11 protein-coding genes are annotated in these 12,228 nt (G+C 66.9%); 6 read left to right on the forward strand and 5 right to left on the reverse strand.

Annotated features, from left to right (window positions below; translation table 11 throughout):
- Positions 1-245, forward strand: a 245-nt coding sequence (locus tag ABW137_RS36620; RefSeq protein ID WP_526408009.1) for a nitroreductase/quinone reductase family protein, incomplete at its 5' end; no start/stop codon positions are given.
- Positions 246-270: 25 nt separating this feature from the next.
- Here ABW137_RS36620 and ABW137_RS36625 read toward each other — a convergent pair.
- Positions 271-1,323 (reverse strand): LLM class flavin-dependent oxidoreductase, encoded by a 1,053-nt coding sequence (locus ABW137_RS36625; protein WP_526408011.1) that lies wholly within the window; start codon positions 1,321-1,323, stop codon positions 271-273.
- Positions 1,324-1,414: 91 nt separating this feature from the next.
- Positions 1,415-2,236 carry a uracil-DNA glycosylase gene (locus tag ABW137_RS36630; RefSeq protein ID WP_526408013.1) on the reverse strand — a complete coding sequence of 274 codons (822 nt, stop codon included), beginning with the start codon at positions 2,234-2,236 and terminating at the stop codon, positions 1,415-1,417.
- A gap of 75 nt (positions 2,237-2,311) precedes the next feature.
- On the opposite strand from ABW137_RS36630, the gene tap reads away from it, so the two are divergent.
- The 3 genes from tap to ABW137_RS36645 all read left to right on the forward strand — a co-directional run bounded on the left by tap (position 2,312) and on the right by ABW137_RS36645 (position 6,741).
- Complete coding sequence (tap, locus tag ABW137_RS36635) at positions 2,312-3,532, forward strand: multidrug efflux MFS transporter Tap (RefSeq protein ID WP_526408015.1); 1,221 nt, start codon at positions 2,312-2,314, stop codon at positions 3,530-3,532.
- Positions 3,533-3,653: 121 nt separating this feature from the next.
- Positions 3,654-5,339: an L-lactate permease gene (locus ABW137_RS36640; RefSeq protein WP_526408017.1), complete on the forward strand. Its 1,686-nt coding sequence runs from the start codon at positions 3,654-3,656 to the stop codon at positions 5,337-5,339.
- A gap of 46 nt (positions 5,340-5,385) precedes the next feature.
- The gene (locus tag ABW137_RS36645) at positions 5,386-6,741 is read left to right on the forward strand and encodes an FAD-binding oxidoreductase (protein ID WP_526408029.1); all 1,356 of its coding nucleotides are present in this window, start codon (positions 5,386-5,388) and stop codon (positions 6,739-6,741) included.
- On the opposite strand, the gene ABW137_RS36650 is transcribed toward ABW137_RS36645, so the two are convergent.
- The 3 genes from ABW137_RS36650 to ABW137_RS36660 form a co-directional block, all read right to left on the reverse strand.
- Positions 6,738-7,028, reverse strand: a complete 291-nt coding sequence (locus tag ABW137_RS36650; protein ID WP_526408019.1) for a Dabb family protein — start codon at positions 7,026-7,028, stop codon at positions 6,738-6,740. The genes ABW137_RS36645 and ABW137_RS36650 overlap by 4 nt on opposite strands.
- A 33-nt stretch (positions 7,029-7,061) precedes the next feature.
- A complete protein-coding gene (locus tag ABW137_RS36655) occupies positions 7,062-9,968 on the reverse strand; it encodes an MMPL/RND family transporter (RefSeq protein ID WP_526408021.1) in 2,907 nt (968 codons plus the stop codon).
- Between the two features lie 127 nt (positions 9,969-10,095).
- On the reverse strand, positions 10,096-10,521 hold the full coding sequence (locus ABW137_RS36660) for an MmpS family transport accessory protein (protein ID WP_526408023.1): 426 nt from the start codon (positions 10,519-10,521) through the stop codon (positions 10,096-10,098).
- 202 nt (positions 10,522-10,723) lie between these two features.
- Here ABW137_RS36660 and ABW137_RS36665 point away from each other — a divergent pair, with 202 nt between their 5' ends.
- A complete protein-coding gene (locus tag ABW137_RS36665; RefSeq protein WP_526408025.1) occupies positions 10,724-11,386 on the forward strand; it encodes a TetR/AcrR family transcriptional regulator in 663 nt (220 codons plus the stop codon).
- A gap of 63 nt (positions 11,387-11,449) precedes the next feature.
- Positions 11,450-12,228 (forward strand): cytochrome P450 family protein (locus ABW137_RS36670; protein WP_526408027.1); only part of this gene is annotated, 779 nt, incomplete at its 3' end.

The following is a 12,228-nucleotide window of genomic DNA, read 5'->3' on the forward strand; positions in this document are numbered from 1 at the left end:
TCGTCGCCTCGAAGGCGGGTCTCCCGAAGGCTCCGGGGTGGTATCACAACCTGAAGGCGAATCCGCGGGTCGAGATCAACGTCGGGCCCAAGCGCATGCCCGCCACGGCGCGGGTCATCGGGCGCGACGATCCTCAGTACCCGCGGCTCTGGAAACTGGTGAACGACAACAACTCCGGCCGCTACGACGCCTACCAGAAGCGCACCACGCGGCCGATCCCCGTCATCGCGCTGGTGCCTGACTGATGAATTGACGGCTCGCCGTCGGGCCCTAGAACAGTTCCTTGGCCAGCAATTCGAGGGTTTGGTCGCGGGCGGTTGCCGTCCGCGGATCAGCTCCGCGGTGTGCCGAGCCGACGGGGTTGACCATCACCTCGTCGACACCGAAGTGCTCGGCCAACGCGCGGACCTGGTCGGCGGCCTCGGTCGGCGAGCCCACGATGGCGCGCTCAAGACCGGAGTCGACGATCGCCTGCTGCTGATGGCTGAGCTGCAGCACCTTTGCGTCCTCCACCAGGTCGAGCGCGCGCAGCGGCTGACCCGTTCGCAGGAACGCCATCATGTGCAGGTTGGGCAGCATCAGGTCGAGGGCCTCGTCACGCGTCGCGGCGACGGAGGCGTTGACGGTCATGAACGTGACGGGTTCGGCAGCGAGATCGCTGGGCCGGAACTCGGCGCGGTAGATCGCCAGCGCCTCGTCGGTGCCATGACCGGAGAAGTGGTGCGCGAATACGTAGGGCAGACCCTTCGCGGCGGCGAGATGCGCCGAGTACATCGACGAGCCAAGCAGCCACAGCCGCGGTTCGCTGGCCGCCGCGGGCGTGGCCTTGAGGACGTAGTTCTGGTCCAGCAGGCTGCGGCCGCGCAGCGACACCTTGACCCCGGTGGTGCTCATCAACGCGGCGACGTCGTCGAGGTACTGCGGGAAGTTCTCGATGTCGCTGTCGTCGCGGCCCGCGGCACCGCGTAGGGCCATCGACGTCACCGGGTCCGAGCCCGGCGCGCGCCCGAGGCCGAGGTCGATGCGGCCGGGAGCCGCAGCCTCCAGCAGAGCGAACTGTTCGGCGACCGCGAGCGGCGCGTGATTGGGCAGCATCACGCCGCCGGAACCGAGCCGGAGCTGCTTGGTCTGCGCGGCGAGGTACCCGATCACGACCGGCGGGCTGGTAGCCGCGACGGCGGGCATGTTGTGGTGTTCGGCCACCCAGAAGCGCGTGTAGCCCAGCTCGTCGGCGGTCTGCGCGAGGTGCACGGTCGCCGCGAGGGCATCTGAGGTGGTCTGGTCGCTGCGGACGGGGACGAGGTCGAGTACCGAGAGTCGCACGTAGTGTTCAACCGCTGACCCCGCCCGATCGTTCCCCTCTCAGCGATTCGTGCACGTTTACCCGCGGCGAGCGCGGGTTTCAACACGCAAATCACTGGTTGGCGAGGGCGAAGACCTCGTCGAGCATCGCCGGTGTCAAGCGTCCGGTGAAGGTGTTCTGCTGACTGGGGTGATAGCAGCCGATCAGCGCCAACGGTCCATGCGCGGACTCCAGCGTCGCGACCGCGAGGTGACCGAACTTCGGCAGCGGCCTACCGACGGTGCCCCCGCCGTCGCGGACCATGTCCAACGCCACCCGCCAGGCGAACCCACCGAGCGCGACGATCGCCCGCACGCTGGGGCCGACCAGCCGCCATTCGGCATCCAGCCACGGCGCACACGTCGCCCGCTCCTCGGGCAGCGGCTTGTTGTCCGGTGGCGCACATCGAACCGCGGCGACCACCCGAGTGTCGTTGAGCGTCAATCCATCTGCGGCGTCAATGCTGAGCGGCGAGCTGGCCAGACCGGACCGGTACAGCGCCGCGAACAGGAAGTCACCACTGCGGTCGCCGGTGAACACGCGACCGGTGCGGTTGGCGCCGTTTGCGGCCGGCGCCAGGCCGACGATCAGGATGCGTGGCGTCGCCGACCCGAAGCCCGGCGCAGGCCGACCCCAGTAGGGCTGATCGGCGTAGGACCGGCGCTTCTCCACGGCCACCTTCTCCCGCCAGGCGACGAGCCGCGGGCACGCGCGGCACACGCTGACGGACGCGTCGAGCTCGTCGATGGAACCCGCGCGTCGGGCGAGCGAGCGCACCCTCGCGGGCGTCGAGGCCACCGCGGTGGCGGGCAGCGCCGGGTCGCCCGGCCAACCGGCGCCAGGGGGCACTGGCGAGTCGAAAGGCTCGCCGGTTCTCGGGTGCGGCAGTCTCACCCCATCACTGTGCACGCAGGCGGAAATGCGTCGCAGGCCGGGCCGACGCGCTGCTACATTCACCCCCGATACCTCATGAGCACCAACGCGCGTGGCCCGCTGTTTCAGATCTTCTTCGCGGCGCTGACCGCCGGAGCGGGCAACGGAATCTCGATGGTCGCGTTCCCCTGGCTGGTGCTGCAGCGCAACGGTTCCGCGGTCGAGGCCTCGATCGTGGCGATGGCCGGGACGCTGCCGCTGCTGGTGGCCACTCTGATCGCAGGCGCGGCCGTCGACTACCTGGGCCGCAAGCGGGTGTCGATGATCTCCGATGCGCTCTCGGCGCTGTCGGTGGCCGCCGTCCCCGTGATCGCGCTGACGTTCGGCGTGCATGCGATCAACGTCGCGGTGCTCGCCGGGCTGGCCGCGCTCGGTGCGTTCTTCGACCCTGCGGGAATGACGGCCCGCGAGACCATGCTCCCGGAAGCCGCCCAGCGGGCCGGCTGGACGCTGGACCACGCCAACGGCGTGTACGAGGCGGTGTTCAACCTGGCCTACATCGTCGGGCCGGGCATCGGCGGTCTGCTGATCACGACACTCGGTGGCGTCAACACGATGTGGGTGACCGCGGGGGCATTCATGCTGTCGATCGCGGCCATCGCGGCGCTACGGCTCGAGGGCGCCGGCCTGCCCAACCGGGAGCACCTGCCGCAGGTATGGGCTGGCATCGTCGAGGGCCTCAAGTTCGTGTGGCACACCCCGGTGCTGCGCACCCTGGCGTTCGTCGACCTCGCCGCAACGGGGCTGTACATGCCGATGGAGAGCGTGCTGTTCCCGAAGTACTTCACCGACCGCAACGAGCCAGCGCAGCTGGGCTGGGTGCTGGTGGCGTTGAGCGTCGGCGGGCTGGTCGGCGCCCTTGGCTACGCGGCACTGTCGCAGTACTCGAACCGCCGCACGGTGATGCTCGTCGCGGTGCTGACCCTCGGCGTGGCGATGACGGTCATCGCCTTTCTGCCGCCGTTGCCGGTGATCCTGTTGCTCTCGGCGATCGTCGGCCTGGTCTACGGGCCGATGGCGCCGATCTACAACTACGTCATGCAGACCCGCGCCCCCGCCCACCTTCGCGGCAGGGTGGTGGGCGTGATGGGGTCACTGGCCTACGCCGCGGGTCCGTTGGGTTTGGTGGTGGCAGGCCCGCTGGCCGATGCCGCAGGCCTGCACGTGACGTTCCTGGCGCTGGCGCTGCCGATGCTGCTGCTCGGCGTCGTGGCGATCTTCCTGCCTGCGCTACGCCACCTCGACCGCGCGCCCTGAGGACGCCGCCGTGGTCCGGCGCCTCGGGTCCGGGAAACGGGGCAGCTGACGCGCGTTTAGTCGGATCGACCAGGTGGGTAGTCCGGTCGAAAAGTGATCCATGCCACAAATGGGGTGCTTGATGTACCAACAGGTTCTCGATCCGGTCGCCGATTCGCTGGCGTGGAGTGCGGTGGTGGCAGCGGTGCCACTGCTGTTGTTGTTCGTGCTGCTCGGCGCGCTCAAGATGACCGCATGGGTGGCGTCGCTGATCTCTCTGGCCGTGTCGCTGGCCATCGCCATCGTGATCTACGGCATGCCGGTCGGGCAGGCGCTGCTCGCAGGCACGGAGGGCGCGGCGTTCGGCTTCTTTCCCATCCTCTGGATCGTCATCAACGCCATCTGGGTGTACCAGATGACCGTGGAGACAGGGCACTTCGACGTCCTGCGCCGGTCCTTCGCCAGTGTGAGCGACGACCAGCGCGTGCAGGCGATCATCATCGCCTTCTCGTTCGGAGCGTTGATGGAGGCATTGGCCGGCTTCGGTACCCCGGTTGCAGTGACGTCGGTGATGTTGATGGCGTTGGGTTTCCAACCGATGAAGGCGGCGGTGCTCGCGCTGGTGGCCAACACCGCGCCAGTGGCATTCGGGGCGATGGCCACCCCGATCATCACGCTCGGCAGGGTGACCGAACTTCCCGTCGACACGCTCGGGGCGATGATCGGCCGCCAGACCCCGCTTCTGGCGTTGTTCGTCCCGCTGGCGCTGGTGGCGATCGTCGACGGCAAGCGCGGCTTGCGCGAGACGTGGCTCGTAGCGGTGGTGTGCGGCGTCGTCTTCGCCGTCGCGCAGTACGCCACCTCCAACTTCGTCTCGGTCCCGCTGGCCGACGTCGTCGCGGCACTGGTGTCGGCGGCCGCCGTCGTCGTCATGGTGCGCATCCGGCCCCCAGTGCATGCCACTGACACTGCACCACCCGTCGTTGCCGGCGGTGCAGCCGACGAACCCGACGCGGACTTCGCCGCCCGGGTCGCCGCGGATCGCGAGCACCGCAAGGACACCAGGGACGCCAGCGACAGCAAGGACACCCGCGCGGACGTGGTCAGGGCGTACGCCCCGTACGGGATCATCATCGTCGTCTTCGTCATTTGCCAGATCGGCCCGGTGAAGACCCTCCTCGACAAGGCGACCATCAGCTTCAACTGGCCCGGCCTCGACGTCGTCGACGCCGACGGCGACCCGTTGAGCCTCGCCAAGTTCTCCCTCAACCTGCTGACCACGCCGGGCACGCAGATGCTGGTGGCAGGGTTGTTCACGATGATCGCGCTGCGCCTCTCGGTGCCTCGAGCGCTCAAGGCCTACGGTGCGACACTGCACCAGTTGCGGTGGGCCATCGTCACCGTGATGGCGGTGCTGGCCCTGGCGTTCGTGATGAACGTGTCCGGCCAGACGATCACCCTCGGTACCTGGATGGCGGGCGCGGGTGCGGCATTCGCGCTGCTGTCCCCCGTCCTTGGGTGGCTCGGCGTTGCGGTGACCGGGTCGGATACCTCGGCGAATTCACTCTTCGGCGCACTGCAGGTCACCGCCGCGAATCAGGCCGGGCTGTCGGAGGTCCTGATGGCCGCCTCGAACAGTTCCGGTGGCGTGCTTGGGAAGATGATCTCGCCACAGAACCTCGCGATCGCCGCTGCCGCGGTGGGCCTGAACGGCAAGGAGGGCGACATCTTCCGTCGCGTGATCCTCTGGAGTCTCGGCTTCCTCCTGGTGCTGTGCGCGCTGTCGGCACTGCAGGCCTCGCCGGTGTTGTCGTGGATGGTGCCGTGACGAACCTCACGGCAATGCTCGTAGCATCGGACGCGTGAGCGCAGACATGTTGGATGAACTGATCGCCGAACTTCCCGACGGGACCGTGGTCACCGATCCCGACATCGTCGCGTCCTACCGGCAGGATCGTGCCGCCGACCCCAATGCGGGCACCGCCGTCGCCGTGGTCCGCCCGCGCCGCACCGAAGAGGTGCAGACCGTCATGCGGTGGGCCACCGCGCACCACGTCCCGGTCGTGCCGCGGGGCGCAGGCACCGGGCTGTCGGGTGGAGCAACGGCACTCGACGGCGGCATCGTGCTGTCGACGGAGCTGATGCGCGACATCCGCGTCGATCCCGTCACCCGCACTGCCGTGACGCAACCCGGGCTCTTCAACGCCGAGGTGAAGAAGGCGGTCGCCGAGCACGGCCTCTGGTATCCGCCCGACCCGTCGTCGTTCGAGATCTGCAGCATCGGTGGCAACATCGCCACCAATGCCGGTGGGCTGTGTTGCGTGAAGTACGGCGTGACAACCGATTACGTGCTCGGCCTACAGGTTGTGCTCGCCGACGGCACCGCGGTGCGGCTTGGCGGGCCGCGGCTGAAAGACGTTGCGGGACTGAGCCTCACCAAGCTATTCGTTGGTAGCGAGGGCACCCTCGGCATCATCACCGAGGTGACGCTGAAGCTGCTCCCGACCCAGCACCGCGGCTGCACCGTCGTCGCGTCGTTCGACAACGTCCAGGCCGCCGCCGACGCCGTGGTGACCATCACCGGCAAGATCCGCCCGTCGATGCTGGAGTTCATGGACTCCGTCGCCATCAACGCCGTCGAGGACAAGCTGAAGATGGGGTTGGACCGGAAGGCCGCCGCGATGATGGTTGCCGCGTCCGACGACCGCGGACCCGCGGGCTCCCAGGATGCCGAGTACATGGCGCAGGTGTTCACCGATGCCGGTGCGACCGAGGTCTATTCGACCTCTGATCCCGACGAGGGCGATGCCTTCGTTGCTGCCCGCCGCTTCGCCATCCCAGCGGTCGAGGCGAAGGGGTCGCTGCTGCTCGAAGACGTCGGCGTGCCGCTGCCCGCGCTGGCCGAGCTGGTGGCCGGTGTCGAGAAGCTCGCCGAGCAACACCAGCTGATGATCTCGGTGATCGCCCACGCCGGGGACGGCAACACCCACCCGCTGATCGTCTTCGACCCCTCCGACCATGCCGAGGCCGAGCGGGCGCAGATCGCCTTCGGCGAAATCATGGATTTGGCAGTCGGGCTCGGCGGCACGATTACCGGCGAGCACGGCGTCGGAAGGCTCAAGCGGCCATGGCTGGAGGGCTACCTGGGGCCCGAGGTGATGGAACTCAACCACCGCATCAAGAAGGCGCTCGACCCGGACGACATCCTCAACCCCGGCGCCGCGATCTAGTCGGGAACCTCGAACTGCGCACGCGCTATCTGATCCACCATCGGGGCCAGCCGAGCGCGTAGTGCGTTGTGCTCATCGTCGGCGTCGTAGCCGTGATAGGCATCGGCGTCGACGAAGTCGGCCACGATGGCGAAGTCCCAATTCCCCTCCCGCAGGCCGAGATCGGAGCCCACGGTGTACCGAACGGTGCCCGGACAGTTCAGCTGCCGCAGCCCCTCCTGAATGTCGCGCACGGCCGCGACGTCGTGACCGGGCTTGAGCTTGGCCAGAACCATGTTGCGAATCACCGGCCGACGGTAACAGGCCGCTGGCACTGCGATCTAGACCTGGCTCGCCTGACTCGCCTCGCTCGGCTGGCTCTTCCGGCTCGGCCAGGGTTGCGGGACCGGACGCTGCCGCACGCGGAGCGGCCACCAGAACCAGCGCCCCAGCAGGGCGGCCAGTGACGGTGTCATGAGCGAGCGCACCACTAGCGTGTCGAAGAGCAGGCCGAGACCGATCGTCGTGCCGACCTGACCGATGACGATGAGTTCGCTGACCGCCATGCCCGCCATCGTGAAGGCGAAGACCAGACCCGCGGAGGTGACCACCGACCCCGTGCCCGCCATCGAGCGGATGATGCCCGTGTGAAGGCCCGCGTGGAGCTCCTCCTTCATCCGGGAGACGAGCAGCAGGTTGTAGTCGGCGCCGACGGCGAGCAACACGATGACCGTCATCGGCAGCACCATCCAGTGCAGCGGGATACCGATGAGGTGTTGCCACAGCAGCACCGAAAGGCCGAACGACGCACCGAGACTCAGCACCACCGTCCCGACGATGACGGCCGCGGCAACGATGGCTCTGGTGAGCACCACCATGATCAGGAAGATCAGGATCAGCGCGGCCACGGCCGCGATGAGCAGGTCGTAGTCGGCGCCCTGCTGCATGTCCTTGTACATGGCTGCGGTGCCACCCACGTACACCGTCGAGCCCTCCAGCGGGGTGCCCTTGATGGCGTCAACGGCCGCGACCTGGAGCGGCTCGATGTGCGAGGTGCCCTCCTCGGTCAACGGATCGCCCTGGTGAAACACGGTGAACCGCACCGCATGACCGTCGGGTGAGAGGAAGAGCTTGAGGCCGCGCTGGAAGTCGGGGGTCCCGAACGCCTCCGGTGGCAGGTAGAAGTTCTCGTCGCTGAGGGCGGCATCGAATGCCTTGCCCATCGCCGTCGTGTCCTCCTGCATGGCCATGTTCTGGTCCTGCTGCGCCTTCTGCGCCTGATATTGGTTGAGCAGGAACTGCTTCTGGTTCTTCATCGTCTGGATCATCGCCGGCATCAAGGCCGCCATCTGCGGTGTGAGAGCGGCCAACTGCTGGATGTCGGGAACGATGTTCTGGATGTCGTCGGACAGCGTGTTGATGCCGTCGAGCGTGTCGAAGATCGAGCGCAGCGACCAGCAGACCGGGATGTCGAAGCAGTGCGGCTCCCAGTAGAAGTAGTTGCGCAGGGGCCGGAAGAAGTCGTCGAAGTCGGCGAGGTGGTCGCGGATCTCGTTGGTGTCGGCCGAGGTGTCCGCGAACTTCTCCGACATCCGCTGGGTGACTTCGGCCAGCTGCAGGGTGATGCTGTGCATCTGCGTCATCGAGTCGATGGTCGTCTGCATCTCGTCGGCCTGCTTGAGGGTGTTCGCCAGAATCTGCTGCTGGTAGTCGTTGTTGAGCAATTGCCCTGTGCCGCTTTGGCTCATGTTGTAGGCGAGCGAGGCGTGTTCGATCGGCTTGCCGTCGGGGCGCGTGATGGTCTGCACCTGGGCGATGCCGTGCACGCGGACCATCGCCTTGGCGATCTTGTCGATCACCAGGAAGTCCGCGGGATTGCGAAGATCGTGATCGGATTCGACCATCACCAGTTCGGGATTCATCTTTGCCTCGGAGAAGTGCCGAGTGGCCGCCGCGTAACCGACGTTGGCAGGAACGTCTTCGGGCAGGAAGATGCGGTCGTTGTAAGTGGTGTGGTAGCCCGGCAACGTCAACAGACCGACGAGTGCCAGCACGACCGCCATGATCAGGACCGCGCCGGGCCAGCGGACGGTGGCGGCGCCGACGCGACGCCAGCCGCGGGACCGCTGCATGCGCTTGGGATCGAGCACCCTGCCGAATCGCGTGACGAGTGAGATCACTGCGGGCCCGAGGGTCAATGCCGCGATGACCACGATCGCCATGCCGACCGCCAGCGGAATGCCCATCGTCTGGAAGTACGGCAGCCGGGTGAAGTACAGGCACAGCGTCGCACCGGCGATGGTCATGCCCGACGCCAGCACCACGTGCGCCGTGCCGTGAAACATCGTGTAGTAGGCCGATTCCTTGTCCTCGCCCGACCGTCGGGCTTCCTGATATCGGCCGATCAGGAAGATCGCATAGTCGGTGGCGGCGGCGATTGCCAGCGTCACCACCATGTTGGTCGAGAACGTGGTCAGCCCGAAGACGTCGTGGTAGCCCAGGAACGCGACGATGCCGCGAGCCGACAGCAGTCCGACCACCACCATGCCGAGCGTGATCACCACCGTCACGACCGAGCGGTAGACGAGGAGCAGCATGATGAGGATGACGCCGAACGTCAGCATCTCGATCTGCTGCATGCTCGCGTCGCCGACCTCGTTCTGATCGGTCGTGGTCGCGGCCGGTCCCGTGACGTAGGCCTTGACACCGTCGGGGGCCTGGACACCGGCCACGATGTTTCGCACCGCGTCGACCGACTCGTTGGCGATCGACTCGCCCTGATCGCCTGCGATGTACACCTGCACGTATGACGCCTTGCCATCGAGGCTTTGGGCTCCGGCGGCGGTCAGCGTATCGCCCCAGAAGTCCTGGACGTGCTGGACGTGCGTGGTGTCGGCGCGCAGCTGGCGCACCATCTCGTCGTAGAACGCGTGCGCGTCGGGGCCCAGCGGCGCCTCGCCCTCCAGCACGATCATCACCGAGCTGCTGGTGTCGTATTCCTGGAACACCTTGCCGACCCGCTTGGTGGCGATCAGTGCCGGCGCGTCGTTGGGACTCATCGACACCGCCCGCATCTTGCCCACCTCTTCGAGCTGCGGGACGGAGGTGTTCAGGAACGCGACGATCGCGATCCACGCCAGGACGATCGGGATGGCGAAGATCCGCAGAAACCGGGGTAGCGCCGGGCGTTTGGCGTGATGGGCCGGCGGGATGGCGTCGGTCGGCGTGTCATCGGTGTGAGTGGTCACAGGCCCTCGATTCGCTTGCAAGCGGCGCTCATCGGCTTTTGATTCACTGCGCAAGCTCCGCTCATCGGCCCTTGATTCACTGCGCAAGCTCCGCTCATCGGCCTTTGATTCACTGCGCAAGCTCCGCTCATGCGGCCTTCACCAAGCAGTACGTCGCGGCATTCATGCCTTCGGCCGTCCTTTCGTCCTTGACCTCGTCGTCGACGGTGACGCGGCAGCCGATGGATTGACCGTCACCCTGAGCGAGCAGATTCGGCGTGACCGAGGGCACCGTGGTCTCGAGACGCAGTGACCACGGCAGGCTGACCTCGCCCGTGCGCTGCGGCAGCCCGTCGAGATCGGTGTAGTTGATCATCGCGGTGGCCCCCGTGCCGAACACCTCGTAGACGACGACCTTGGGATTGAACTTGTCCGCGGTGTCCGAGCCAACGGGTGTGACGACGGCACCTTCTGAGCCGAAGACGGACCTGAAGTGGGCCACCGAGAACGCGCCGATCGTGATGGCGACGACGATGAGCACGGGCAACCAGACGCGTTTGAGCGCCGAGATCATGCCAGCCGCCTCGTCGGCGAAAAGAGATGGCCACAAGGCGATTCGGCGCACGCAGCAGGGCGCTCGGAAGCGGCGGTCAAAATCGAGCCTTTCCACGTGGACCCACTGACCAGCCGAAGCCGGTCGATCTAGGTAGACAACCTAAACTGAGAAATGGATAAGGTCAATCCGCTTATGATGCCCGTCACTTACACTGCGACGGATGATCGACGATGCCTGCGGCCCGCGCCGCGCTCTGCGCAAGGACGCCGAGCGCAACCGACAGCGCATCCTCGCCGCTGCGCGCGAGCTGTTCGCCATCCGTGGGCTCGAGGCGACCCTCAACGACGTCGCACACCACGCAGGAGTTGGCGTGGGCACGGTCTACCGCCGCTTCGCCACGAAGGAGGAGCTTCTCGAGGCGATCTTCGAGGACAGCATCGACCAGGTCGTCGAACTCGCGAAGCATGCTCTGCAGATCGAGGATTCGTGGGATGGGTTCGTGTGGCTCGTCGAACACGTCTGCGAACTGACCGCGACCGATCGCGGCTTGCGCGAGATGATCTGCAGCAAGGCCTACGGCGGCTACCGGGTGGATTGCGCCCGGCTGCAACTCGATCCGCACATCTCGAAGATCGTCCAGCGGGCCCGCGACGACGGCCACCTCCGGCCCGAGGTCAAGTCCACCGACATTCCCGTACTCAACCTTCTCGCGGGCACCGTCAGCGAGTACGCCGGGCACATCGAACCCGATCTGTGGCGCCGCTACCTACGCCTGCTGCTCGAGGGCATGCGGTATCGCAAGGGGCAAGTACTCCTCGGGGTCGACGCGCTGGAGGACGAACAGATGGACGCGGCGATGCAGGGCTGGCATCCGGCGGGTTGATGCCGCCACGTGCCACGGGCACGAACGCTTGACGCGGGCCATCATCTGTCGTATTCATGAGACATGACGGCAGCTTTGTCTCACGGCTCCGACGCCCGTTTCGCGCTCGCCACGGCCGATACCTGGCCCAACCCATGGCCGATGTACCGCGCGCTGCGCGACCACGATCCCGTGCATCACGTCGTTCCCTCCGACGACCCAGCCCGCGACTACTACGTGTTGTCTCGACACGCCGACATCTTCACGGGGGCCCGCGATCACCAGACGTTCTCGTCGGCGCAGGGACTCACCGTCAACTACGGCGAACTGGAGCTCATCGGGCTCGCCGACAATCCGCCGATGGTGATGCAGGATCCACCCGTGCACACCGAATTCCGCAAGCTGGTGTCACGCGGCTTCACCCCGCGCCAGGTGGAGTCGGTGGAACCGAAGGTGCGCGAGTACGTCGTCGCGCGTGTCGAGGCGTTGCGCGACAACGGCGGTGGCGACATCGTGAAGGAGCTGTTCAAGCCGCTGCCCTCGATGGTCGTCGCCCACTACCTCGGCGTCCCGGAGGAAGACCGCGACCAGTTCGACGGCTGGTCCGAGGCGATCGTCGCGGCGAACACCACCGAGGGTGGCATCGGTGGCGCACTGGGCACCCTCGGGGACGCACTCGGCGAGATGATGGCGTACTTCACCGGGCTGATCGAGCGCAGACGCGTCGAACCGGAGGACGACACGGTCTCGCACCTGGTGGCCGCGGGCATCGGCGCCGACGGCGACATCGCGGGCGTCCTTTCGGTCCTGGCCTTCACCTTCACCATGGTCACCGGCGGCAACGACACCACCACCGGCATGCT

The organism is Mycobacterium sp., from assembly GCF_040509115.1.
Lineage (GTDB): Bacteria > Actinomycetota > Actinomycetes > Mycobacteriales > Mycobacteriaceae > Mycobacterium.

Excerpts from the sequence above, each read along its gene's own strand:
- tap (WP_526408015.1), top strand. The coding sequence starts at position 2,312 with ATGAGCACCAACGCGCGTGGCCCGCTGTTTCAGATCTTCTTCGCGGCG.
- ABW137_RS36640 (WP_526408017.1), top strand. The coding sequence starts at position 3,654 with ATGTACCAACAGGTTCTCGATCCGGTCGCCGATTCGCTGGCGTGGAGT.
- ABW137_RS36645 (WP_526408029.1), top strand. The coding sequence starts at position 5,386 with ATGTTGGATGAACTGATCGCCGAACTTCCCGACGGGACCGTGGTCACC.
- ABW137_RS36660 (WP_526408023.1), bottom strand. The coding sequence starts at position 10,521 with ATGATCTCGGCGCTCAAACGCGTCTGGTTGCCCGTGCTCATCGTCGTC.
- ABW137_RS36665 (WP_526408025.1), top strand. The coding sequence starts at position 10,724 with ATGATCGACGATGCCTGCGGCCCGCGCCGCGCTCTGCGCAAGGACGCC.